This is a genomic window from Halomonas fontilapidosi (genome assembly GCF_014192285.1).
Taxonomy (GTDB): Bacteria; Pseudomonadota; Gammaproteobacteria; order Pseudomonadales; family Halomonadaceae; genus Halomonas; species Halomonas fontilapidosi.
Map to the genome: position 1 here is coordinate 352,366 of NZ_JACHXQ010000001.1, position 25,081 is coordinate 377,446.

Annotated in this window: 21 protein-coding genes and 1 pseudogene; 10 read left to right on the plus strand and 12 right to left on the minus strand. The window is 63.6% G+C overall.

The features are described from left to right. Positions 1-36 precede the first annotated feature (36 nt). The 4 genes from cobA to FHR95_RS01695 form a co-directional block, all read right to left on the minus strand. Complete coding sequence (gene cobA / locus FHR95_RS01680) at positions 37-918, minus strand: uroporphyrinogen-III C-methyltransferase (RefSeq protein ID WP_183313115.1); 882 nt, start codon at positions 916-918, stop codon at positions 37-39. 162 nt (positions 919-1,080) lie between these two features. Beyond that, on the minus strand, positions 1,081-2,541 hold the full coding sequence (locus FHR95_RS01685; RefSeq protein WP_040186377.1) for a sodium-dependent transporter: 1,461 nt from the start codon (positions 2,539-2,541) through the stop codon (positions 1,081-1,083). Between the two features lie 168 nt (positions 2,542-2,709). Continuing rightward, positions 2,710-3,810 (minus strand): 4-hydroxyphenylpyruvate dioxygenase, encoded by a 1,101-nt coding sequence (gene hppD, locus FHR95_RS01690; protein WP_040186376.1) that lies wholly within the window; start codon positions 3,808-3,810, stop codon positions 2,710-2,712. A 297-nt stretch (positions 3,811-4,107) separates the two neighbouring features. Continuing rightward, positions 4,108-4,413: an MTH1187 family thiamine-binding protein gene (locus FHR95_RS01695; RefSeq protein WP_040186375.1), complete on the minus strand. Its 306-nt coding sequence runs from the start codon at positions 4,411-4,413 to the stop codon at positions 4,108-4,110. A 144-nt stretch (positions 4,414-4,557) separates the two neighbouring features. Between FHR95_RS01695 and cfa the strand changes: the two genes are divergently transcribed. Further along, entirely contained in the window at positions 4,558-5,709 is a 1,152-nt protein-coding gene (gene cfa / locus FHR95_RS01700; RefSeq protein WP_183313116.1) for a cyclopropane fatty acyl phospholipid synthase, read from the plus strand. A gap of 207 nt (positions 5,710-5,916) precedes the next feature. Further along, on the plus strand, positions 5,917-6,831 hold the full coding sequence (locus FHR95_RS01705) for a GGDEF domain-containing protein (protein ID WP_183313117.1): 915 nt from the start codon (positions 5,917-5,919) through the stop codon (positions 6,829-6,831). Positions 6,832-6,839: 8 nt separating this feature from the next. Here FHR95_RS01705 and FHR95_RS01710 read toward each other — a convergent pair whose 3' ends face one another. Beyond that, a complete protein-coding gene (locus FHR95_RS01710; protein ID WP_040186372.1) occupies positions 6,840-7,487 on the minus strand; it encodes a dienelactone hydrolase family protein in 648 nt (215 codons plus the stop codon). A gap of 155 nt (positions 7,488-7,642) precedes the next feature. Between FHR95_RS01710 and FHR95_RS01715 the strand changes: the two genes are divergently transcribed. Continuing rightward, a complete protein-coding gene (locus FHR95_RS01715) occupies positions 7,643-9,604 on the plus strand; it encodes a RecQ family ATP-dependent DNA helicase (protein ID WP_183313118.1) in 1,962 nt (653 codons plus the stop codon). A 5-nt stretch (positions 9,605-9,609) separates the two neighbouring features. On the opposite strand, the gene FHR95_RS01720 is transcribed toward FHR95_RS01715, so the two are convergent. Together FHR95_RS01720 and FHR95_RS01725 are read right to left on the minus strand one after the other, a co-directional pair. Then, positions 9,610-10,254 carry a hypothetical protein gene (locus FHR95_RS01720; protein ID WP_183313119.1) on the minus strand — a complete coding sequence of 215 codons (645 nt, stop codon included), beginning with the start codon at positions 10,252-10,254 and terminating at the stop codon, positions 9,610-9,612. Next, complete coding sequence (locus tag FHR95_RS01725) at positions 10,254-11,813, minus strand: sigma-54-dependent transcriptional regulator (protein WP_040186370.1); 1,560 nt, start codon at positions 11,811-11,813, stop codon at positions 10,254-10,256. The genes FHR95_RS01720 and FHR95_RS01725 overlap by 1 nt, the downstream gene beginning before the upstream one ends. Before the next feature lie 277 nt (positions 11,814-12,090). Here FHR95_RS01725 and phhA point away from each other — a divergent pair, with 277 nt between their 5' ends. The 3 genes from phhA to FHR95_RS01740 all read left to right on the plus strand — a co-directional run bounded on the left by phhA (position 12,091) and on the right by FHR95_RS01740 (position 14,668). Continuing rightward, positions 12,091-12,927: a phenylalanine 4-monooxygenase gene (gene phhA, locus FHR95_RS01730; protein WP_183313120.1), complete on the plus strand. Its 837-nt coding sequence runs from the start codon at positions 12,091-12,093 to the stop codon at positions 12,925-12,927. Positions 12,928-13,141: 214 nt separating this feature from the next. After that, a complete protein-coding gene (locus FHR95_RS01735; protein WP_040186369.1) occupies positions 13,142-13,480 on the plus strand; it encodes a 4a-hydroxytetrahydrobiopterin dehydratase in 339 nt (112 codons plus the stop codon). Continuing rightward, positions 13,481-14,668 carry an amino acid aminotransferase gene (locus tag FHR95_RS01740; RefSeq protein WP_040186367.1) on the plus strand — a complete coding sequence of 396 codons (1,188 nt, stop codon included), beginning with the start codon at positions 13,481-13,483 and terminating at the stop codon, positions 14,666-14,668. It abuts the gene before it with no gap. A 60-nt stretch (positions 14,669-14,728) separates the two neighbouring features. Here the strand turns inward: FHR95_RS01740 and FHR95_RS01745 are convergent, their stop codons facing one another. Together FHR95_RS01745 and FHR95_RS01750 are read right to left on the minus strand one after the other, a co-directional pair. Continuing rightward, on the minus strand, positions 14,729-16,027 hold the full coding sequence (locus tag FHR95_RS01745) for an MATE family efflux transporter (protein WP_183313368.1): 1,299 nt from the start codon (positions 16,025-16,027) through the stop codon (positions 14,729-14,731). 119 nt (positions 16,028-16,146) lie between these two features. After that, on the minus strand, positions 16,147-17,973 hold the full coding sequence (locus FHR95_RS01750; protein WP_183313121.1) for a putative bifunctional diguanylate cyclase/phosphodiesterase: 1,827 nt from the start codon (positions 17,971-17,973) through the stop codon (positions 16,147-16,149). Positions 17,974-18,300: 327 nt separating this feature from the next. Here FHR95_RS01750 and FHR95_RS01755 point away from each other — a divergent pair, with 327 nt between their 5' ends. Further along, complete coding sequence (locus FHR95_RS01755) at positions 18,301-19,095, plus strand: 2OG-Fe dioxygenase family protein (protein WP_183313122.1); 795 nt, start codon at positions 18,301-18,303, stop codon at positions 19,093-19,095. A gap of 289 nt (positions 19,096-19,384) precedes the next feature. Here FHR95_RS01755 and FHR95_RS01760 read toward each other — a convergent pair whose 3' ends face one another. Together FHR95_RS01760 and FHR95_RS01765 are read right to left on the minus strand one after the other, a co-directional pair. Beyond that, on the minus strand, positions 19,385-19,969 hold the full coding sequence (locus FHR95_RS01760; protein WP_040186361.1) for a YceI family protein: 585 nt from the start codon (positions 19,967-19,969) through the stop codon (positions 19,385-19,387). 43 nt (positions 19,970-20,012) lie between these two features. Further along, positions 20,013-20,567 carry a cytochrome b gene (locus FHR95_RS01765; protein ID WP_183313123.1) on the minus strand — a complete coding sequence of 185 codons (555 nt, stop codon included), beginning with the start codon at positions 20,565-20,567 and terminating at the stop codon, positions 20,013-20,015. A 469-nt stretch (positions 20,568-21,036) separates the two neighbouring features. Here FHR95_RS01765 and FHR95_RS01775 point away from each other — a divergent pair. After that, positions 21,037-22,239, plus strand: a pseudogene (locus FHR95_RS01775) (transposase). Positions 22,240-22,524: 285 nt separating this feature from the next. Here the strand turns inward: FHR95_RS01775 and purU are convergent. Further along, positions 22,525-23,379, minus strand: a complete 855-nt coding sequence (gene purU, locus FHR95_RS01780) for a formyltetrahydrofolate deformylase (RefSeq protein ID WP_183313124.1) — start codon at positions 23,377-23,379, stop codon at positions 22,525-22,527. A 202-nt stretch (positions 23,380-23,581) separates the two neighbouring features. Between purU and FHR95_RS01785 the strand changes: the two genes are divergently transcribed. Next, positions 23,582-24,334, plus strand: coding sequence for a M15 family metallopeptidase (locus tag FHR95_RS01785; protein ID WP_183313125.1), 753 nt, complete (start codon positions 23,582-23,584; stop codon positions 24,332-24,334). Positions 24,335-24,412: 78 nt separating this feature from the next. After that, the gene (locus FHR95_RS01790; RefSeq protein WP_183313126.1) at positions 24,413-25,072 is read left to right on the plus strand and encodes a hypothetical protein; all 660 of its coding nucleotides are present in this window, start codon (positions 24,413-24,415) and stop codon (positions 25,070-25,072) included. Positions 25,073-25,081 lie beyond the last annotated feature (9 nt).

Genomic DNA, 25,081 nt, shown 5'->3' on the forward strand with positions numbered 1-25,081 from the left:
GACGTACCGTGTTGCGCCGAATCTCGCATCCAGCGATCAGGCGCCATGATCGGTTACTGCCGGCGAAGGATGCTTGCCCTTCAACCAACCCGAACTCGTGGCCAACCCCTGGTCAAACCAGGCCAGTCGGCCATGCAATGTTACCACACTGCCGACGATTATCAGCGTTGGCGGTCGGATAGTAACCACTTCGGCTGCCGGCGGCAACTCGTGGAGGGTGCCGATGTGCACGCGCTGCCGTGCCGTGGTGCCCTGCTCGATCAAGGCCACAGGGGTTTCCGGAGGCAGTCCGTGCCCTGTCAGCTGCTCGCCGATCAGGGCCAGGCTGCCCAGCCCCATATAGAACACGAGCGTCTGGCCGGGACTCGCCAGCGTCGGCCAATCGAGGTCGCTGCTGCCATTGCGCAGATGCCCGGTGACGAAGCGCACCGACTGGGCATGATCGCGATGCGTCAGCGGGATACCGGCGTAAGCGGCACACCCCGAGGCCGCGGTAATGCCGGGAATTACTTCTACCTCGATGCCGGCCGACACCAGTGCCTCGAGTTCCTCGCCACCGCGGCCGAAAATGAAGGGATCGCCACCCTTGAGGCGAACCACCCGCTTCCCGGCTTTGGCCCATTCGACCAGCGCCTGGTTGATGCCGTCCTGGGGCACGCTGTGGCGCGAGCGCTCCTTGCCCACGTACAGACGCGATGCCTGGGGGGCCGCCAGCGCAAGGATCTCGTCGCTGACCAGCCGATCATGCAGGATCACTTCGGCGGCCTGCAGGCGGCGCAGCGCCTTGATCGTCAACAGTTCCGGGTCACCCGGGCCAGCGCCCACCAGGCTGACCCCACCGCACGGAAAGGCCGAAGCGGTCGGCCACCTGGCACCCGGATCGAGCGCATCACCCGCCTGGGAGGGATCGACCTGCATATTCCCACTATCTCCGGATTTCTTGAAGGCTTATGCTTTATGGTAATTAAACCGCCCAGGATATGCCACTAACGACTCGGCACATGCCTATAACCCGAGGTGCCAACGACGTCGCCCCCGCAGAGCGGGGGCGACGATGGATCGACACGGCGTTTCGAGAGCTCAGGAACCGAGAACTCGACGCAGGCGGGGACTGGCCAATTCACCGACCAGGGTAATCGCCACCAGTACGGCCAGCAGCCAGGGCCAGTGAAGTGCAAACTCCACCCGAGTGATCCCCAGTGCATCAACGAAGATCACCAGAATACCCAAGGGGCTCACATAGCGGACCATGAACAGCCACAGCGCATGCCAGCCTGCGGACAGACCGAGTTCGTCGCGGAAGGTCTCGTTCTTGAGCACGAAGCCGGCGAGCAGCACCATGCCCAGACCACCCAGCGGCATCATCCAGCGCGAGGTCAGATAGTCCAGCCAGTCGAAGAAGTGCTTGCCGGCCAGGGTCCAGTCGGCGCCGACATTGAACGACAGCATGGCCAGGGTACTGACCAGCCACAGCACGATACCGGTACCCCAGGACGCCGTGCGCCGTGAGATGCCCTTGTTGTCACACAGCCAGGAGACCGTTGCCTCAACCATCGAGATCGAGGACGTCAGGGCCGCCATGGAGAGCATGACGAAGAACAGGATGCCGAACAGGGTCCCCAGCGGCATGGCCTGGAAGGCCAGCGGCAGACTCATGAAGATCAGTCCGGGGCCACTACCCGGGCTCATGCCGTTGGCAAAGATCACCGGGAAGATGGCCAGTCCCGCCATCAGCGCCACCAGGGTGTCGGCCAGCGCCACGGCAAGGGTGGTGCGCGCGATGGAGGCCCGCGACGGCAGGTAGCTGCCGTAGGTCAGGATGGCCCCGGAGGCCAGCGACAGGGTAAAGAAGGCATGCCCCAAAGCGGCGAGCATGCCCTCGCTGGAGAGGCTGCCGGCATCGAAGGAGAACAGGAAGCGCACTGCCTCACCGAAGCCGCCGGAGAAGACCCCGTAGCCGATCAGGATCAACAGCATCACCACCATGCCGGGCATCATCCAGCTGACGCTCTTCTCGATACCGGCCTGGACGCCCTTGCCCACGATCACCATGGTCGCCACCGTGACCAGCGTGCTCCAGAACCCCAGGTTCAAGGGACTAGCGTTGTTGGCACCGAAGATCGCCGCCATTTCTTCCACGCTGGAGGCCGCCAGGCCACCGCTCAGCATCTTCCACAGGTAGGAGAAGGACCAGCCGGCCACCACCACGTAGAACGACAGGATCATGAAGCCGGCAAGCATCGCCATCCAGCCCAGCAGTGACCAGGCCGAACCACGACCGGACTCGCTGACCACACGGCGAATCGCGTCGATGGGACTGCCGCGACCGCGGCGCCCGAGCGCGATCTCGGTCATCATCACCGGCACTCCTACCGCCAGAATGCAGGCCAGATAGACCAGCACGAAGGCGCCGCCACCGAACTCGCCGGTGATATAGGGAAATTTCCAGATGTTGCCCAGGCCGACCGCGGAGCCGGTCGCCGCCAGGATAAAGCCCCAGCGGCCGAGCCACTGGGTTCGGGATTGTTGATTCGTTGTCATATCACACCAGGGAGGGGTCACGGAGTTTGTCGTTCCGACACGGCAGGGAGCTCGCCGGCAGAGCGCCATTGTGACAAATTTTATCGTTATTGGGCAGGCGGACAGTCTATTGTGCTGCCTTTGACCGCTCACGCCTGCCCCAGGCTCAGGTCGGAATCACGCTGAGGATCAATCCTCTTTCAGGACGCCGCGGCGAATCTGATCTTCCTCGATCGACTCGAACAGGGCCTTGAAGTTACCTTCGCCAAAGCCGTCGTTGCCCTTGCGCTGGATGATCTCGAAGAAGATCGGACCAATCACCGTCTCCGTGAAGATCTGTAGCAGGACACCCTCATCCGGCCCGCCATCAATCAGCAAGCTGAGTTCGCGAAGGTCCTCGACGTTCTCCTGATGGTTGGGCACCCGCTGGTCGACCTTCTCGTAGTAGGTATCCGGCGTGGAGAGGAAGGTCACGCCATTCGCCCTCAAGGCCTTCACGGTGGCGTAGATATCGTCAGTGGCCATCGCCAGGTGCTGAATACCTTCGCCGTTGTACTCGCGCAGGAATTCGGCGATCTGCGAGGTGTCATCGGCGGACTCGTTGATCGGAATGTGCATCTTGCCGCAGGGCGCGGTCATCGCCCGAGAGTGCAGGCCGGTCTTCTTGCCCTTGATGTCGAAGTAACGATTCTCGCGGAAGTTGGCGATACGCGTGTAGAAGTCCGCCCAGGGGTCCATACGGCCACGGTCGACGTTATGCGTCAGGTGGTCGAGGACCTGCAGGCCAACGCTGTTGTCCTGGGGACTGCGTCCCGGGATTGCCTCGAAGTCAATGTCATAGATGGTGCGGCCTTCCCCATCGACCTTGTGGTCGACGAAATAGAGCAGCGAGCCGCCGATGCCCCTCACGGCGGGAATACCCACCTCACCGGGACCTACCGGGTTTTCCATCGGCTCGGCACCGTTGGCCACGGCATAATCGAAGGCCTGGCGCGCATCTTCCACCTTCCAGGCCATGGCACAGGCACCGGGGCCGTGCACGTCGGCAAACGCCGCTGCGTGGCTGTTCGGCTCGGCATTGAGCACGAAGTTGACGTGTTCCTGCTGGAAGAGGAATACCTCCTTGGAACGATGCTTGCGGGTTTCGGTGAACCCCATGCGATGAAACAGCGCGCGAAGCGACTCGATGCCTTCGGCCGTCGGTGCGCTGTACTCGACGAACTCGAAGCCGTCGGTGCCAATGGGGTTCTTGCTGTCGATAACGTCAGGGGTAGTAGCGGGAGCGTTCATGCGTCCTCCAGGGGCTGTTGTTGTGGTACGTCACTGAAACGATCATTGCCCATGGCGACCCTCGCCGGGTCGCCGTAGGGCTCTCGATGACGCTCAGCCTAGTGCCTCGGATCGCCTCCCGGAATGCGCCAAAGCGCCACCGATGCCCCGCTCGGCGCGGGACAAGCCGGGGTCTTCGTAACGATTTCCTTACAATCAATCAAACCCCTTCGATTCAGGCCTCGGCGTGGCGAGAATCCCTGACAGCATGTAACGAAAGATTTACGGCCAGGCTGCCAAGGCGCACCACTCCCGACGTCAAGGCCTCTCCATCAGCGTCTCGACACTCGCCACCTTGTCGTCCATGTGCTGGTCGCGATCAATCCGCGTCCCGAGCTTGAGGGTGGTGGTGATGCGCGGCGCGCCCATCTCATGCACCACCTCATGACAGCGCTTGACCACCGCCATCACCTCATCCCATGGACCCTCGATGTTGGTGCCATAGGCATGCATCCGGTGCTCGAGACCCGCCTCCTGAATCACCCGCTGGCAGGCGGCAATATGTGGCGAGACCGACACGCCAACGCCCAGTGGCACCACGCAGAGATCAATGATCACGTTCATTCGTTTTCTCCTCATTCGTTAACCTGGCTCAATACACGTGGCGAGCATGCTGGTCTATTCTGAATCGCAAATGTGAGATTGCCACAGAGCAATGCGCCATGTGTTCGCCAGCCCTGACATCCCTCACCGGCCTCGGAGGACTCCATGACCAGCGAACCTCAAATCGGACCTATTGCCCTTCCCGACACCCGGGCCCGTCGGGTCATCGAACAGCTACTCGCTGGATCGGGGGTCACGATCAATGGCGATGCCCCCCACGATATCCGCGTGCTGCATCCCGACTTCTTCTCGCGGGTGCTGCATCAGGGAACCCTGGGGCTGGGTGAAGCCTACATGGATGGCTGGTGGGAGTGTGACAGTATCGACGAGTTGGCGACGCGGCTGCTGCTCAACGGCCTCGGCGACCATGCCCGCTCGACCACCGAACGCCTCAAGTACCGACTGCAGGCCGGCTTCCTCAACCTGCAGAGCAAGGCGCGTGCCTACATGGTGGGGGAAGCCCACTACGACCTGGGCAACGACCTCTTCGAACGCATGCTCGATCCCACCATGTGTTACTCCTGCGGTTACTGGAAGTCAGCCGACAACCTGCATCAGGCTCAGCGCGCCAAACTGGAGCTGGCCTGCCGCAAGCTCGACCTCAAGCCGGGCATGAAGGTTCTCGATATCGGCTGTGGCTGGGGCAGCTTCGCCGAACATGCTGCCCGCCATCACGACGTCGAAGTCACCGGCATCACGATCTCTCGGGAGCAGGCCGCCCTGGCCAGGGAACGCTGTGAGGGCTTGCCGGTGGAGATCCTCCTGCAGGACTACCGCGACCTGGACGGGCTGTACGACCGCATTGTCTCCATCGGCATGTTCGAGCACGTCGGACACCGCAACTATCCCACCTATTTCGAGACGGTAAGGCGCCTGATGCCGGCCGATGGCCTCTTCCTGCTGCATACCATCGGCTCCAACCGTTCGGAGGTCACGGCGGATCCCTGGATCAACCGTTACATCTTCCCCAATGGGGTCCTGCCTTCTGCCATGGACATCGCACGGACCAGCGAGGCGCATCTGCTGATGGAGGATTGGCAGAACTTTGGTCCCGACTACGACAATACGCTGATGGCCTGGCTGGACAACTTCGACGCCCATTGGCACGAGATCGCCCATCGCTACAATGAGCGCACCCGTCGCATGTTCCGCTACTACCTGGCGATCTGTGCCGGCGCCTTCCGCGCCCGCCACCTTCAGCTGTGGCAGGTCGCCTTCTCGCGCGGTCGGCCAGGTCGCTACGACGCCCCGCGATGACCTCGCGCTCCCGTTGCGCTAGACGCTGTCCGCCAGCCGGTTGTAGGCGATCTCCTACATCGTAGGGAGGATGCCGCACGCTTGCCGTCAGCGTATGATAGTGCGCTTGATCAAGAGATCCACGCGTCCCTTAACCTGCCAACATTTAAAGGCAGGACAATAACCAAGAACGAAGAACCTGTTCGCAGCAGGGAAAAGGACACCCGCATGCCTTCCAATGATGTCATACCGGGTGGGGGAAAGCCGCCGCCGGACTGGATCCTGGAACTGACCGAGCAATTGCCCGGCGTGATCTTCCAGCTGCACCGGGACCCGGACGGCCGAATGCATTTCCCCTATCTGGCAGGCAGCGGCGCGCAGCTGACCGGGATCGACCGGCGTGACCTGGCCCAGAGTGCCCTGCCGGCCCTCGAGCGCCTGGCCGAGGATGATCATCCTCGCGTGATGGCGGCCATCGAGCGCTCGGCCCGCTGGCAGCGTCCCATCACCACCAAGTTTCGGCTGCGAATGGCCGATGACCGCCTGAGCTGGATCGCCCTGCGCGCCCAGCCCCGCAAGGTCGAGACCGGCGTACTCTGGTACGGCCTGATGATCGACATCAGCGAACAGATGGTCGAGGAGGAGCGATTGCGCCGGCTGTCCGACACCGACGACCTGACCGGCCTCGCCAACCGGCGCAAGTTGATGCAGCGCCTCGAGGAGGAGATTTCCTTGAGCAATCGGCATGCCCTGCCGCTATCGCTGATGATGCTCGACCTAGATCACTTCAAGTCGATCAACGACACCTGGGGACACCTCCGCGGCGACCAGGTGCTGACAGAGCTAGCGACGCTATGCCGGGAGGTGCTGCGTGAAGAGGACCTGGTGGCCCGGTTGGGCGGCGAGGAGTTCGCCCTGCTGCTGCCGCTGCCCCCCGAGACTCACTGTCGACAGCTGGCAGAACGCCTTCGCGAGCGAATCGCCGCCCACGACTTCGGCATCGGTCAGGGGCGTATCACGGTCAGCATCGGCGTCGCCGAGCACCGTATCGGGGATTCTTGCGAGACCCTGATCCGGCGTGCCGACGAGAGCCTCTACGCGGCCAAGCACGGGGGTCGCAACCAGGTGATGACGGGCGCCTAGACCTGGCGCTAGAGGTAGTCGAGGAACCACCGGGCGGCATGGGCCTCGACCTTCTCCAGCGTGCCAGGCTCCTCGAAGAGGTGGGTAGCACCGGGCACGATCAGCAGTTGACGTTGACAGGTCATGCGCGCCATCGCCGCTTCGTTCAGCTCAATCACCTGAGTATCCTGCCCGCCGACCAGCATCAGACTTGGTGCCTTGACATGCGCCAGGGCGTCACCGGCGAGATCGGGACGCCCACCCCGAGAGACCACGGCTTGAACCAGCTCGGGCTTATCGGCGGCGGCAATCAATGCCGCCGCCGCCCCCGTGCTGGCCCCGAACAGGCCGATCGGCCACGCATGGGTCTGCGGTGATTCCGCCACCCAGCTCACGGCCCCACTCATGCGCGCCCCGATCAAGGCGATGTCGAAGCGAAGTGATCGCGTACGTTCATCGATCAGACTCTCGTCAGGCGTGAGCAGGTCGAACAGCAGGGTCGCCAGCCCCTGCTCGGCCAGCTGCCGCGCCACATGGCGGTTGCGAACGCTGAAACGGCTGCTTCCACTGCCATGGGCGAACACCACGATACCCGCCGGGTCTGCCGGTTGCAGCAGATTGCCCTCGAGGGTGACGCCGCAGGTCTCGAGTTCGAGACTGTGCTCGGTAATCGACATGAAACCTCTCCCTGCCTCGACTTAGGGTGGCGACAGTACTCCCAGTGTAGCGACAGCCAGCGTCGAGATGCCATCGGGCACGGACGCAAGCCGAGGATCACGTTATACTGGAAAAAATCCCAGTATTTTTGCAGATAACACAGCAGGCAGTCCCCATGCTCCAGCAGACCCTCCAGAAGGTCTTCGGCTATGACGACTTTCGCCCGGGACAGCGACCGGTCATCGAGGCCATCATGGCCGGCCGCTCGTCGGCGGCGATCTTCCCCACCGGCTCCGGCAAGTCGCTCTGCTACCAGCTGCCGGCCCTGCACCTGCCGCACCTGACCCTGGTAATATCGCCGCTGCTGGCCCTGATGCAGGACCAGCTGGCCTTCCTCGACCGTCACGGCATCCCCGCCGCCAGCCTCGATTCGGGCCAGAGCCGCGAGGAGGCGGCAGCGGTCATGGACGGGGTCAAGCGCGGTGAGACCCGCATCCTGATGGTCTCGGTAGAGCGTCTCAAGAACGAACGGTTCCGCGCCTTCATCAGCCGGATACCGATCTCCCTGATGGTGGTGGATGAAGCCCACTGCATCTCTGAATGGGGCCACAACTTTCGTCCCGACTACCTCAAGCTGCCGGACTACCGCCGCGACTTTGCCATCCCGCAGGTGCTGCTGCTCACCGCCACGGCCACCCCGCAGGTGATCGACGACATGCGCACGCGTTTCGACATCGCCCCGGGAGACGTCACCGGCACCGGCTTTTACCGCGCCAATCTCGACCTCCAGGTGACGCCGGTACCCGCCGCCGAGCGTCCCCGCCGGCTGGTCGAGTGGCTACGCCCACGGTTCGAGCAGGGGCCACCCGAGCCGACCATCGTCTATGTCACCCTGCAGCAGACGGCGGAACGGCTGGCGGCCTACCTGGCGAAAGCGGGCCTGCCGGCCACCGCCTACCACGCCGGACTCGACGGCGAGCGGCGCGACGCGATCCAGCGGGACTTCATGGTCGGCCACACGCCCTGCATCGTCGCCACCATCGCCTTCGGCATGGGCATCGACAAGGCCGATATCCGCAATGTGGTGCACTTCGACCTGCCCAAGTCCATCGAGAACTACAGCCAGGAGATTGGCCGTGCGGGTCGTGATGGCCTGCCCTCCCGCTGCCTGATGTTGGCGGGACGCGACCACATGGAAGTGCTGGAGAACTTCGTCTACGGCGACACGCCCGAGCATCATGGCATTCGCCGAGTGATCGACGACTTGCGCGGCGCCGGACGCCAGTGGGAGCTGATGCTCAATACGTTGTCGCGGTACAGCAATATCCGCCCCCTGCCACTCAAGACCCTGCTGGTGCAGCTCGAGCTGCGCCGCCTGATCGCGCCTCGCTACAGCTACTTCGCCGACTACCGCTTCCGGCTGGAGGAAGACGCCGAAACACTGGTCGCACGCTTCCAGGGCGAGCGGCGTGCCTTCGTCCAGGCGATCCTCGACGCTTCCTCCCGCGCTCGCACCTGGTACAGCCTGGATTTCGCCGCGCTGGAGGCCCTCGGCGCAGAACGCGGTCTGGATACCCGTCGCGGCCGGGTGATCACCGCCCTGGACTACTTCGTCGAGAAGGGCTGGCTGGTGCTCGAAAGCAAGCAGATGACCGAGGTCTATGAGGTGCTCTCGGCCGAGATCGCCCCCGAGATGCTGGCCGACGACCTGTTCGCCTACTTTCGCGACAAGGAACGCGCCGAGATCGAGCGCCTGCATGCCATGCTCGCGCTGTTCGAGAGCGACCGCTGCCTGAGCCGGCGACTGGCCGAGTGGTTCGGCGATACGCGGGCCCCGGAGCACTGCGGTCACTGTTCTGCCTGCCGCGGCCAGGTGGCCCGCCTGCCGGCCGCCGAACCTGACCCGCCGCTGTCATCATGGGACGTCGGCGACCTTTGCAGCGACTTCACGGTACGGCTTGCCAAGGACGGCGAGGGACATCCGCCTACGCCGGACCTGCTGACGCGCTTCCTGTGCGGGATCAGCACACCGCTGTTCACGCCCATGAAGGCGAGAAAACTGGCGGCGTTCGCCTCCCTGGAGGGATATCCCTATGCCGAGGTTCGCCGGCGCGTCGCCGAGCATCTCGCCCGCTGAACGGATCAGCCACCACGACGACGCGACAGCGCCAGGGTCAGCCCATGCACCGGCAAGTAGATCAGCACCGGCCAGAGCAGCATTAGCGCCATCAGGTAGATGGGTGCGTCCACCATCGTCTGGGGCTGACCGAAAGGTCCCTCGACCCAATTGATATTGCGCTCGGCCTCGGTAAAAAGATAACTGGCCGGGACCACCAGCCAGGTCAGTCCCGTCTGCCAGACAAGCGCACGCCGATCGTATCCCAGGCGCCACACGGCATATCCGGCCACCGGCGGCAACAGCAGGTGATACATCGACATCAGGCGGGTCACGAGGGGATTGCGGTCATCGAACATGTACTCGGTGCCGCCGATGGGATGCCAGCCGGTCAGCCAGGCGGTGCCCACATCCAGCGCCCAGAGGCTGCCGACCAGGGCCACCGCCAGCCACTGCATCGAGACCAGCTGTCGGCTTTCGCGCCACAGGCCGGCAAGCAGCAGAAAGTTGGCCAGGTTGCACAGCCAGAAATAGTTCTGCGGGCCCACCAGCACCCAGAAGGTGGGCGCCCAGAGAAGGATCCAGGCGGTAAACACCAGCTTGAGCCAAAGCGGCAAGCGGGTCTTGGGCCGATCCTCCTGAGTCCCGGATTTCTCGCTCGCCCTGCGCATTACGCCTCCCCGCCGATCCCGTAGCGTCTGAGCTTGTTGGCGATGGTGGTATGCGAGACCCCGAGACGCTTGGCCAGCAATCGGCTGGAGGGGTGTCGCGGATAGAGTTCAGCGAGTACGCGACGCTCCACCTCACCCAGGATATCGGCGAGCGAACCCTCGAATTCGATACCCGACAGGCCTGCCGACTCTCCGACATCGGGCAGGCGCAGGTGAGCCGGCTCGATGGTTTCCCCTTCGCACAGCGAAACTGCCTGGAAGAGCACGTTCTCGAGCTGGCGGACGTTACCCGGCCAGTGGTAGGCAGCGAGCCGGGCAAGGGCCGATGACGATAGCCTCGGCAGGCGACAGCCGATCTGGCGGGCCGCGCGATCGATGAAGTGCAGGGCCAGCGCCTCGATGCCATCCCGACACTCGCGCAGCGGCGGCACCTGAAGCGAAAGCACGTTGAGGCGATGGTAGAGATCGTGGCGAAACAGCCCCTCGGCACAGAGCGCCGGCAGGTCCTGCTGAGTGGCGCAGATCACCCGCACATCCAGCCAGGTCTCCTCGTCGCTGCCCACCCGACGGAAACCGCCATCCTGCAGGAAGCGCAGCAGCTTGACCTGCAGCCGTGGGCTCATCTCGCCCACCTCGTCGAGGAAGATGGTCCCGCCTGCCGTCAATTCCAGCAGGCCCAGCTTGCCCTCGGGTCGTGCACCCTCGAAGGCGCCAGGCGCATAGCCGAATAGCTCGGTCTCGGCCATGGACTCGGGCAGGCCGGCACAGTTGAGCGCCATGAACGGCGCCTGCCCCCGCGCACTGGCCAGGTGGCAGGCCCGAGCCAGCAGCTCCTTACCGGTGCCGGTCTCGCCCTGGATCAGCAGGGGGGCATCCAGTGGCGCCATCCGCCGCGCCTCGCGAATCAGCGCCTGCAGCCGAGGGCTGGCCTGAAAGATCGCCTCGAAACCACGAATCTCCTGGCGCTGCACCTGATAGATACGCTCCCCGATGCGATCGGCGCGATGCAGGGTCACCACGGCACCGGCCAGGGAGGCCACGTCATCCTGGTGCTCCCGGTGCAGCGGTGCGATATCGGCCAGAAAGGTGGTGTCCCGCAGCTTGATGCGCAAGCCATTGACCCGGGCATTGTTGCGCCGGATCAGCGCCGGCAGGTCAAACTCGGGAAGATGGCGATCCAGCGACAGCCCGGGCACCTCATCGACGCGCACGCCCAGCAATTGGCCAGCCGCCCGGTTGGCGGCCACGATATGCCCCTCCATGTCGATGGACATCACCGGGTCGGAGAGCGACGACAGCAGCGCATCCAGCTCGAGGTGTCGCCGCTCGCTGGGCATCAGGTTGACCTGGCGCACCCCGAAGACCCCCGGGACCGCCTCCAGCTCAGGCCTGAGGGTGGCAAGTTGCGCGTGGAGCAGGTTCGGCACGTGCAGGTAGATGGCATTGCCATGCTCGCCACCGACCTCCCCTCGGGCCACGTTGAGGCCGTAGTCGGAGAAGTGGGCGACGATGTCGCGCAGGATGCCGATCCGGTTCTGGCAGTGAAACCTCAGTCGCATCGATAAAGATTCTCGCGTCAGGTCGGGAAAGTCGTCACGTCGACGTGACTGAAGTGTCAAGATAACGTGACGGTCATGCCACCTCAAAGCCACACAGCCTGCATCTTCGCGCTGAGCGGCCGAAAAACGAAAAATACGTCACGTTTTCTTTACAGTTCGTCGGCTTCGCACTGCCAAATCATCGTCTTCTCTCTCCCGCACGCCGTCCCACCCCGCCTAGACTCGAAGGGATTCCGCAAGGCCGACAACAACCCACAAGTGACGCCACGGAGAGATCATGACAACACCATTGAGTGAACTGAGCGAGTTCGCCAGCAAGACCGGCTACCGTGCACGACTGCCCGACGCCCGGGGCCATATCACCTACAGCGACACCGAGCATGGCACCTGGCAGGCGCTGATGCAGCGCCAGCTGGGCATGATCGAGGGGCGCGTCTGCCAGCAGTACCTCGACGGCCTGGAGCGCCTGGCGCTGCCCGAGTCGCGCATTCCCCAGCTTGGCGAGGTCGACCGTGTCCTGCAGGCCGCTACCGGTTGGCAGACGGCCCAGGTCCCGGCCCTGATCCCCTTCGATACCTTTTTCGAGCTGCTCGCCAACCGGCGTTTTCCGGTGGCCACCTTCATCCGCACGCCTGCGGAGATGGACTACCTGAAGGAACCGGACATCTTCCACGAGATCTTCGGCCACTGCCCGATGCTCACCGACCCCTCGTTCGCCGAGTTCACCGCCACCTATGGTCGCCTGGGCAAGGCCGCCTCCCCCAAGGAGCGGGTCTACCTGGCGCGCCTGTACTGGATGACGGTGGAATTCGGCCTGGTCGATACACCCGCGGGTCGACGCATCTATGGCGGAGGCATCATCTCCTCGCCAAAGGAGACCTTGCACTCGCTCTCCGACGTGCCGACGCATCGCTCCTTCGATCCCGTGGATGCCCTGCGAACGCCCTACCGCATCGACATCCTGCAGCCGCTCTACTACGTGCTCGACGACCTCACGTCCCTGCACGACCTTTCTCGGCAGGACATCATGGGCATGGTGCACCGCGCCATGGAACTGGGCCTGTTCGAGCCCCGCTTCGAGCCAGCCACCCGCAGCCCCAAGGCCAGCGCCTGATCATCACTAATCAGCCTGCCCTATCGCGAGAGGCGCCGGGAAAAGGTTGTAGAGGGGGTCCTACGCCACGGATGGCGTCGGTAGCGCCCAGGGAGGGGTTCACAGCGCCCCCGCGAAAACCTGTTGCCGGATCAGCCTCGGAGGCCATCACCCCGTGCGACCTTCATGACCGATCACCCCTGACGAAGATTTTTCGAGACTATAAGGAGATACCATGAGCCAGCTTTCCGATCAGCAGTGCGAAGCCTGCAGTTGGGACGCCCCCCACGTCACCGACGCCGAGATCGAGCAGTACAAGACAGAGGTGCCCGAGTGGCAGATCGTCGAGCGCGATGGCATCATGAAGCTGGAGCGGGTGTTCAAATTCCGCAACTTCAAGCAGGCCCTCGACTTCACCAACCGCGTCGGCGAGATCGCCGAGGAAGCCGGTCATCATCCGGCTCTGCTGACCGAGTGGGGCAAGGTCACTGTCACCTGGTGGTCACACGAGATGAAGGGCCTGCACCGCAATGATTTCATTCTTGCCGCTAGAACCGACGAGGTAGCGAAATAAATGTTCGAGAAAATTGAGCGGGTTCCCGGGGACGCCATCCTCGGTCTGATCGAGGCCTTCAAGAAGGATACCAACCCTCAGAAGGTCGATCTCGGCGTCGGCGTCTACAAGGACGACCAGGGCAACACCCCGGTGATGCGCGCCGTCAAGGAAGCCGAGGCCCTGCTGCTCAAGAACGAGACCACCAAGACCTACATTGGCTCTCATGGTGCGCCGGCATACGGTGAAGTGATCCTGCCCATGGTGCTCGGCGAGGGATCGCCGGTGCTGGACGCCAAGCGTGCCAGCGCGACCCAGTCACCGGGCGGTACCGGTGCCCTGCGCCTGGCGGCCGACTTCATTGCCACTCAGCTACCCGGCAAGGACATCTGGGTGTCGGACCCGACCTGGCCGAACCACCTGGGCATCTTTCCCGCCGCGGGCCTGACGCTGCGCAAGTACCCGTACGTGGACGCCGAGAACCGTCTCGATTTCGACGGCATGCTGGGGGCACTCAAGGAGATTCCGGAAGGCGACGTGGTGCTGCTGCATGCCTGCTGCCACAACCCCACCGGCTTCGACCTCTCCCGCGACCAGTGGCAACAGGTGCTGGAGGTGGTTCGCGAGCGCAACCTGCTGCCGCTGATCGACTTCGCCTACCAGGGCTTTGGTGAAGGCCTGGACGAGGATGCCTACGGGGTTCGGCTGATGGCCGAGAGTCTCGACGAGGTCATCATCACCAGCTCCTGCTCCAAGAACTTCGGCATCTACTGCGAGCGCACCGGCTGCCTGATCATGGTGGCGAAGAACGAGGAGCAGATGGAGAACGTCCGCTCACAGATCGCCATCGTGGCCCGGGAGAACTACTCCAACCCGCCGGCCCACGGCGGCTCCATCGTCAGCGAGATCCTCCACTCCGCAGAACTCGCCGCCCTCTGGCGCGACGAGCTCACCGAGATGCGCGACCGCATCAATACGTTGCGTCGCGACTTCGTCGAGGCCCTGAAGCCCTATGGCCTGGAGCAGAAGTACGCCTGCGTGGCCGAGCAGCGTGGCATGTTCTCCTACACCGGCTTGACGGGCGAGCAGGTTGATCGTCTGCGCGACGAGTTCGGCATCTACATGGTGCGCTCCGGCCGCGCCAACGTCGCCGGCTTCTCCCACAAGAACCTGCCCTACCTGGCCGAGGCGATCGCCGCGGTCAACTGATCGCCACCTCGCCAAAGCCCATCAAGGAGAGGCCCGCCGGGAAACCGGCGGGCCTTTTCTTCAGCTGATAGCTCGACTCTCACGCTCCGGCTGCCGGCGGGGACTGGCGAGGATGCGCCGCAGCACCTGCCAGGCTGCCAGTCCCGCCAGCAGGTTGCCCAGCGCCGCCCCCATGGCCAGGCCCATCAAGTTAGCCAGCCAGGCCCCGGCCCAAAGACACGGTAAGTAAAAGACGAACAACCGCGCGGCCGACATCAGCATGGCGCGCAGCGGCCAGCCCAAGGCGTTACCCGCCGAGACCACGAGCATGCAGACGCCCAGCGCCGCATAGCTGGGCAGCAGGAATCGGATCAGGATCGCCAGGTCATCGCGCACTTCGGGATTGCCGGAAAGGCCCTGCGCGACCCACGGAGAGGCCAGCGCCATCAGAATCCCCAGCGACAGCTGCCAGATCACCACCACGCGCAGCGCCAGGCGCATCAGCCGGTGTATCTGGCCCCAGTCGCCGGCGCCATAGCAGCGTCCGAGCCAGGGCGGAAGCGACATGGTCATGGCCAGCACGACCATCAGCGAGAGCGTTTCAAGACGACTGGCCAGCCCCCACGCGGCCACCTGGGCCTCACCCAGAGAGGCCACCACCGAGATCGCCAGCATGGCCGCCAGGGGCGGCATCAGCTGGCTGATCATGGCCGGGCCGGCAATACCGGCAAAGGGCCCCAGCGAACGGCGAAGCTCGCCGAGCAATCCGTCGGCCGCCAGCCAATCCATGCCGCTCAGACGGCGGCCCAACACCAGCAGGCCGGTCGCGAAGGCGATCGACGTCGCCCACGCCGCCCCGGGCAGCCCCAGCCCCTGCCAAGGGCCGATGCCGAAGATCAGCAGCGGGTCGAGCAGCAGGTTGAGCAGACTGGTCATCACCATCATCTTGCCGGGTAACCAGGTATCTCCATGGGCCCGGAACAGGCTATAGCCGAAATACAGCACCGCGCCCAACCAGGCCGCCAGCAGCTGAGGCGCCCAGTAGTCCCGGATCAGTACGCGAGTCGATTCGTCGGCGCCCAGCAGGGCGAAGACCGGCGCTTGCACGGCCCACAGCAACGCCACCAGCAGCGCAATGGTCAGCGTTCCCACCAGCAGCACCAGGCTACCCAGTCGCCGTGCCCGGGCGACTTCCCCTGCCCCCAGGGCACGCGAGATCAGCGCCGCGATGGCGATCCCCATGCCGACCTGAATGCCGATGACCAGAAACGACAGCGGAAACGTGAAGGACTGGGCGGCCAGCGGTGCGGTGCCCAGTCGCGCGATGAAGGCACTGTCCACCAGCTGGAAACCCAGCAGTGCCAGCACACCAATGGCCATGGGCCAGGTTTGTCGCCACAGCGTGAGGCCAAGCGAGGAACGCGATTCGTCGAGGGAGGTCACAGCGGCTCCGTAGTCTGGCAGAAGGCAGGCATTCTACGCCAAGCGGGCGTCGAACTTCAGCCCGCGAACCCCTGACCTCCCACCACGAGACCCGTCAGGACGCGCTCCAATTCCTGGGCCGGCATGGGGCGGAAGAAGTAGAACCCCTGGACCAGGTCGCAGCGCATCTCCCGTATCAGCGCCAGCTGCTCGCGGTTCTCGACGCCCTCGGCCACGACCTCGAGCCCCAGGCGATGCCCGATGAAAATCGCCGCCTCCATGATGGCCCGATCCTCGGGCTGCTCAGGGGCATCACGCACAAAGGCACGATCGATCTTGAGGGCCGTAACAGGGAAATGCTTGAGATAACTCAGCGACGAGTAGCCGGTACCGAAATCATCGATGGCAATGCGAAAGCCCAGCTGGTGGAGCCGATGTAAACCCGCGAGGATCCTTTCGTCGGCCTCGATCAGCACATTCTCGGTGAGTTCGATACCAATGTGCCGAGGTCCCAGATCATAGCGCGCCAGACAGGCCTCGAACCGCTGGAAGATATCCGTCCGGCTCATCTGCCGACCGGAGAAATTGATATCGATGCGCTCGATGGCCAGCCCAGCCTCCCGCCAGAGCGAGCGCTGATGGCAGGCGGCCTCCATGACCCAGTCACCGAGACGATGGATCAGGTCGGAGCGTTCGGCGAGAGGAATGAACTCGGCCGGCGAGATCGACGGGCCTTCCGCCGGTTGCCAGCGAAGGAGCGCCTCCAGATTCTCGATGCGCCCGCTGGCAACGGATACCTGAGGCTGGAAATGCAGCGCGAGCTCGCCCCTCTCCAGCGCCTGCTCCAGCTTATCGATAAGATGATGCTGATGGAGCAGTTCGTCGTGGAGTTGCTGGTCGAAAAACCACACGCTACCCCGGCCGTCCAGCTTGGCCCGATTCTTGGCCACGTCGGCGTTGCGGATCAGCTCGCGCGCGGTATCGCCGTTATCCGGCCAGAGGCTGACGCCCAGGCAGGCCGTCACCTGGCGTCGGGAGCCATCCATCAGGAAGGGGGCACGCAAGACTTGCTGTACCTTGTGCACCAGCTGCGAGAGCACATCCTCGCGCTGGTAGCCCGGAAAGGCGACCACGAACTCGTCGCCGGAGAGTCGCGAGATCATGTCAGACGCTCTTGTCGCCCGACGCAGTCGCTGGGTCAGCTCGACCAGCAGCCGGTCACCCTGTTCGTAGCCGAGTGCATCGTTGATCTGCACGAAATGGTCGATGTCCAGATAGATCAGCACCAGCCCGGTATTGTGTCGTCGACAGTCGGCGATCACCTCATTCAGCAGAGCCTCGAAGGTCTGACGGTTGGGCAGATGGGTCAGCGAATCGAAGCGTGTCGCGAAATCCAGCTCGCGATGCGCCCGTTTCTGATCCGACAGGTCCACGTCGACACAGAACATCAGGGGATCATCGGTGTGTTCGCCGAGCATCACATGGTGAGAGAAGACCGGGACAAGTTCGCCGCTCTTGTGCTGGAGTTCGAGCTCTTCGGCAGGAATCTCGACCCCTTCCTGCACCCAGGCCCGATGAGCCTGAATCACCGGTTCGCGCATCGGTGACGGAATGATCAGCTCCTCCAGCAGCCGACCCTGGGCCTCATCGGGCGCGTAGCCATAGAGCCGGGTGCTGGCTTCGTTCCAGTAGATCACCCGGCGCTCACGGTCGTAGCCCTGAACCGCCACTCTGGGCAGACTCTCCAGCAGGGCGCGGAAGCGCTGCTCGCTCTCCAGGTACTGGCGACGCACGACTTCGACATCGTCCCGGAGATAATCGTCCGGGGCATCGGGCCTTCTCGCGGTGGCCTGTCGCCACCGACGCGCCAGCCAGTGTCGGAAGCCGGTATCGCGACCGCTCATTCGTGCCTCATCATCGGAAGACGGCAATACAACGCATCACAGTATAGGTTCACCCACCCTGGTAAGCTCACCCACTCTGCAGGCTCACCCCCACCCCGCGGGCCATGGAACCTTCATCCTACCTGCATATGTAAGCGATATCCTACACGCAATGTGTATCGACCCGGCGTTGTCGTGCGTCGTTGCAACGAAACGGCAAATGACACTTCGAGATAAATACCCTGTTTTTTTTGACATTTCGCTGCAGATCTTCTCCTTTTCCTAGGGTTGCCACGACATTCGGGCAACCACCGGGCAATCACGCCCACATCCAATGGAGAAGATCCCATGAAACTCGATACCCTCAAGTACGGCTTCGATCCCGCCACCATGCCCCTCGACCCGATGGCCGACTACTGGACGCCGGACGTCACTGACGCCCTGCAACGCCATGACTGGGCCATGACCGAGGTGCGCTCCCGGGTGGATCTCGAAGCCTGGCAGGCATTTACCACCGACCTGCCCCGTGATCCCTACGTCAACCGTCGCTGGAAGCGCATGTCGTGGCTGACCCTGGACGAGCGGGGCGAAGCCTATGACATGGGCCATTGCCCCATGGCGCAGGGAGGGGCCTTCAATGATGCCGAGAGCATGGCGGACCGACTGCGTTACTACGAGCCACTGACGCCCGAGTTCATGGCCCGCCCGGATGTGAAAGCCTTCGTGCGCGCCTGGGCCCGGCTCTGGGACCTCAAGCCGAACGAGCCCATCCTGATGCAGATCACCGGCGTTCGCGGCGAAGGCATGGTCGACCCCCTGCAGGGTCAGGGGATCCACGCCGATGGCTGCAAGGCGCTGAGCATTCTGGTATTGAACCGCCACAATGTCGCGGGCGGCGACAACCACCTGTATGCCGACAAGGCCGGAACCCGGCCCCTGGTCGACACCACACTCGCCCCTGGCGATATCCTGCACCTGCGCGACGATCGTCTCTTCCACAGCGTGGACGGTATCCACCAGCTGGATGAAGAGGCGCCCTTCGAGCGCTTCATCATCATCATCAACAGCCGCTTCGTGGACGAGTTCCAGAACCGCATGCTGCGTCGGCACTTCCCCGCGGCGGTGCTCAACGAGACCTGCTGAACCCCGCCATTAACCCTAGAGAAAAAGGGTAATCGCGTTTTGGCGTGAAGGAGATGAAGTCCCCCTGTGGGAGCGCAATTTATTGCCGGTTCGACGCCTCGACGATGGCGCCGACAGGCGCCCCGGAGCTGAGTGCTTATAGCCGGGAAGGCCTCGGGCCTTCTTTCGCGATCTGAAGATCGCTCCTACAGGGCAGCATCACGCCACCTTGCGATACTCCGAAAAAGACACCCCCCGGCGCAACGCTGGGGGGTGTCATGCTGCCTACAGGACGTGTCGCGGGGTTGCCTTACTGGCGAACACCCTCGAACGTCACGTAGAGCTCGACGTCATGCATCACCTCGGGAAAGTCGCTCATGTCGATGCCATAGTCGGCCAGCGTCAGCAGGGTAGACCCCTCGAAACCGGCACGATACCCCCCCCAGGGGTCCTCGCCCTCACCCACCAGGGTGACCTGCATCTCAATCTCGTTCGTCTCGCCGTGCATGGTCAACTCGCCGGTCAGGACGCCTGCATCGTCGCCGGTCGGTGAAAAATCGCTGGAGGTGAAGGTGGCAGTCGGATATTGCGCCACATCCAGGAAATCATCGCTCTTGATGTGCTTGTCACGCTCGGCATGGTTGCTGTTGAGGCTAGCCACCTCGACATCAATGTTGACCGATGACGCTTCCAGATTGTCGGGATCATAGCTGAAGCTACCGGAGAAATCCTCGAGGCTGCCAAGGATGTAGGAGTAGCCCAGGTGGCTGACCTTGAACTGCACGAAGGCGTGTTGGCCGTCGGTATCGATGACATAGTCGGCGGCCTGGGCCTGGCTGACGCCCATCAGGGCGGTGGCGCCCAGCGCAGTGGCAATGGCGGTCTTCTTGAACATCAGGTGTCTCTCCTTGCTGATGGTTTCGGGGAGGGATATCGCCTCAGGGGCGACGGGAACGGCGCGGATCGACCATGCGCAACATGACATCGTTGCGATCGACCCAATGGTGTTTGAAAGCGGCCAGGCTATGGCCTGCGGCAAGCAGCATCAGCGCCAGGGCGCCGTACCAGTGAACCTGACCGGCCACGGTGGCCTGATTCGGCAGGTCGCTGATCAGGGCGGGCACCACGAAGGCGTCGAATACGCTGATTCCCTTGCCGTCAGCGGTGGAAATCAGATAGCCACTGCACAGCACCACCAGCATCAATACATAGAGGCCAATATGGCCGAAATGGGCCGCCAGGCGCTCGAGGCGATGGCCCTTCTCCACCGGCGTCGGATTGGCGAAACGCCACCCCAGGCGAAGCAGAGTGGCAAACAGCAAGAGCATACCGACGGAGCGGTGCCACCAGGGTCCCAAGTTGTACCAGTTGTCGTAGTAACCGAGCCCGGTCATCCACCAGCCAAGGATGAAGAGGCCGATAATGGCCAGTGCAGAGACCCAGTGCAGCAGAATACTGACCAGTCCCCAGCCGCTGCGGGTGTTCTTCCACATGTTCAGGCCCTCTGGCGCGCGTCGCTACGATCACAACAGCCTATCGCAGCGCGCCATCGGTATCCGCTGAAAAAAGCCGAATGCATCATTCGGAAAAACCAGATGCCATCAGCGAAGGCGATATCGCGGACCGCCAGACCGGCGCAAGAGGTGACTCAGTCCGGCTCGTCAAGAGTCTCGAGCAAGAGTCGGGCGGTAGAAGCGCTGGAGGCCCGATTCTGGCCGGTCGCCAGCAGGCCATCGTGCACCTAGAAAGGGGCGAAGTCATTGCGGCTGCACCGTAGCGAGCGCCCTACGTTTGAGGGCATCCTCCAGCCAGAAACCCGTCTCGTCGCCGGTGTCCCCCATGCGGTCGTGCGACGTCAGTACCATCAGGATCTTCACCGTCGCCTCCTCGAGCGGGCGTGAACCCGGGATATTCCTGAGGGAGTGCTGCAAACGAAGATAGCGGGTGGTGAAATCTAAGGGAATCAACCAGTTCCGGCAAGAACACGATTCCAAGAGGCCATCCGCTATAGGTGAAAGCGTATCTCCCTGGATTCCGTCCTGCAACGGGTCTATCCATGTTGAAATGAGCAGTCAGCGAACCACCAGCGACAGCGGTGCTCTGCTCCTCCGTGAAGCCCTCGATAACAGCGGTGTCATTGATGCGCTGGAAGACCATCTGGTCGATCGGCGCGACCCGGATCGCGTCCGCCACACCTTGGCCAGTCAGTTGCGCACCGTGGTGCTGCAGCGTGCAATGGGCTGGATCGATCTCAAAGATACCACCACGCTGCGCCGTGATCCGCTCTGGCAACTGGCGTGCAGCGACGCGCGGGGCACGACGCCATTGGGACCGACCGTCTCAAGCCGCGCCGTCGCGCTTGCTGACCTGCTTGGGCCGCAACGACAACATCGATACCGTGCACGAAGGGTTGCTACGGCTGGCGACCTGGCGCCTGACCTCGCTGACGGGCGGCAAACGCCCCGAGCAGCTGATGCTAAATATCGACGGGTTGCCCATCGAGGTCCACGGTCACCAGGGCGGCTCGGCGTTTCATGGGCACGTGGGGGCACGAATCTATGAGTACGTGGGGCGACTGCGCAGTCACTCGGGGCTTCAGAAGCTAGCGGCACCGTACCTGAAGCGCCCACCAGACCGGACACCCGAACAGCCACGGGAGTGGTGCCACGGCCTTGAGTCCCAAGCCGGTTCCTGGCCAACGCCGCGGCGCGTCGTGCTGGTGGTGCAGGAGCTCCCCGATGACCTACTGCTTCATGCCTTCTTCCTGGTCACCAACCTCGGCAAGTTCGACTGGCCGCCGGAGAAGGTCCTGGCGCTGTACCGCAAGCGTGGCAGCGCCGAGGCGCACATGGGCGAGGTGAAGTCGGCGCTCGATGTACATCTTTCGTCGACCGATCGCGGTGTCTGTGCCTCCACCATCCAGGACGTGATGGCCCGCAACGAAGTGAGCCTGCTGCTGAGCCTCTACGCCTACCAGGTCCTGCCTGGGCTGCGGCGCTTGCTGGAGAGCCGTACGCCCTGATGCGGCTGCGCGAGCAGGTGCTCAAGGACGCGGCGACGTTGTCGCTGCATACCCGGCGCATCTCGGTTCACCTCGGCGATGCGGCCGACAAATGGTGGCCCACCTTGCTTAAGGGGCTACCTCGGCTGACCGCCCTAGTCTGACTCCCGGCGTCACCACGATCTATGCAGCAGGCAAGGCGACCACAAAGGGGGTCGGCGGGGACGGCTGCGCTGACGCTCGACATCAATTCTTAAAAGTCATGAAAAGACCAGTCAAAAGCCGATTCAGGTATATATCAACCGTCTATCAAGCGGCCGCATGACGTTGAAGTGGGCCTATACGGCAACCCGTCGGTTGAAAACCCTCATTCGTCATCGTGATGAATGAGGCGGGTTTGCCCGTGTTGGCTTCGACGCGGACGATCACAGCCTCATCGGCTCACTCCATCAGGCAAAGACCACGGTCTTGTTGCCATGGATCAGCACGCGATCCTCCAGGTGCCAACGCAGGCCGCGCGCCAGCACCGCCTTCTCCACGTCCCGGCCGAAACGCACCAGGTCATTGGGCGTATGGCAATGGCTGACCCGATGGATATCCTGCTCGATGATCGGCCCGGCATCGAGCTCCTCGGTCACGTAGTGGCAGGTGGCGCCGATCAGCTTCACGCCGCGCTGGTGCGCCTGATGATAGGGCCGGGCGCCGGCGAACGAGGGCAGAAAGCTGTGATGGATATTGATCATCCGGCCCTGGAAGCGCTGGCAGAGCGCGGTCGGCATGATCTGCATATAACGCGCCAGCACCACGCAGTCGGCACGGGCCTCGTCGACCAGCCGTTGCACCTCGTCGAAGGCGGCCTGCTTGTCATCGGCCTTGACCGGCACATGGTGATAGGGGATGCCGTGCCACTCCACCAGGCCGCGCATGTCCTCGTGGTTGGAGATCACCCCGGCGATGTCGCAGTCGAGCTCCTGCGCCGTCCAGCGATAGAGCAGGTCCACCAGGCAGTGGGTCTCCCGCGAGACCATCAGCACCACCCGACGCCGCTGGCGGGTATCGGTGAGCGCCCAGGTCATCTCGAATTCGTCGGCGATGGGGGCGAACGCCTCGCGCAGCGCCTCCGGCGGCATGCCCACCGAGTCGGCGAGGATCTCGTAGCGCATGAAGAAGCGCCCCGCTTCCAGGTCGGAATGCTGGCTGGCCTCGGTGATCGAGCCGCCGTGGCCGGCGATGAAGTTGGAGACTCTGGCGACGATGCCCAGGCGGTCGGGACAGGAAACCACCAGGCGGTAGTAGTGTGACATCGGATGATCCCGGGTTGCTACGGTGGCTGGGGGCAACAGTGTAGCCAAAACAGGGGTTTCGGGCACGTGCGGAGGGCGGTTCGAGACCCTTCACCCGACGTGGCGCCTTCCCCGCCAGAGAACGAGGAGCCACTGCGGTGCGAGGTCCGTCGGGTTATGGTGACATCATTCCATCCACGACCGACACGAGGCACTGCGGACGATGCTCAACACCCGCTCCCTGTCATCGCCCATCGACCGCCGCCCCGACCCCGACTGGTCGGTGGTGAGCCGCATCCCCATCACGGGAAGTGACGAGCCACTGGTGCCGTTGAGCCTGGCACCGTCACCGATCAAGATCTTCCCGGTCTATGCCAAGCAGGACATTCCCGGGGCCGTCAACGAATGCTATGTCCGTGAAGGGGTCTACCGGCGGCTGCAGAAGGTGGCCCGCTCCCTGCCCGCCGAGGTCGGCCTGGTGATCCTGGACGGCTGGCGGCCCTGGCGCGTGCAGCAGTATCTCTTCGATACGCTGCAGGAGGCTATCCGCTCTCACCATCCTAAACTCAGCGACGAGACACTGCTGGAGCGAACGCGGGAATTCGTTTCCGTGCCGAGTCGCGAGGCGAGTTCGCCGAGCCCCCACCTTACCGGCAGTGCCGTGGATGTGACCCTGAGCGATGCTGACGGGCTGCCGCTGGACATGGGCACGCTATTCGACGAGGCCGTGGCGGCCTCCCACAGCGTCGCGCTGGAAGAAATTGCTCGCCCGGACGCCCGACAGCGACAGGCCCGCGATAATCGCCGCCGCCTCTATGGGGCCATGCGCGAACAAGGCTTTACCAACTTGCCAAGCGAGTGGTGGCACTACGATCTAGGCGACCAGCTGTGGGCCCATTACAGCGGCCATGCCCAGGCCCTCTATGGGCCGGCGGAACTCGAGACCATTGAAAGCCGCTGGCGGCGACAGCTGTAAGCCAAGGCGGATGAACCCTTGGAAGGTTGCCTTGTCCATCCGGGTATAGAGCCTTCATGTACCGAGTGGAATCGCGCCATGAGCAAGCTGAGTCGCGCCATTCGTGCGGTCGTCACCACCTCTCGACAGAAGCGTGCCCGCTACCTGCGCGCCCTTTCATCGCTGGGTGATCACGTGATGGCGCTGCGTCACGAATTCCTGCAGTGTCAGGGGGCTCTCCTGGGGGCTATCCGGCACGATCCACCCTCCTTGTTTGTCGAGCACCTAGCGCAGACCCAGGAGCGGATGACGGACTTAAAGCGGCGCCTGGAAGGTGTTCTCGCCCGGGTCGAGCGTCGCCGCCTGGAAGCCGGCACTCGCGTGACCCGACACACGCAGCACCATATCGAAAGCATGCATGACCTGGAACGCCGGCATCGACGCTCCACCCAGGGCGCCGACACGCTGCTCGCGGATATCGATCAGCTCATCCTGCTGACGCGTCACCTGGCCGAGGGGGGTAACCGCCATACTGCCGCCGAGATTCTCGCCGAGGTGGCGGGTCACTACGCGCCCGCGCCGTCGTCTCGCAGCCCAAGCCTCACCTACCATGAAGGCCCCGTCCGTCACGCCGGCCGAGGGCTGATCGTCGAACCTATCCCGGCATCGGAGTGGGAGCGTCACGCCAGCGCTGCAGGGCGTCTCGACTGGTCGTTCGTTGGTCATGAAGCGGCGTCACCCGCTAACAACTCCCACTAACCCCGTCCT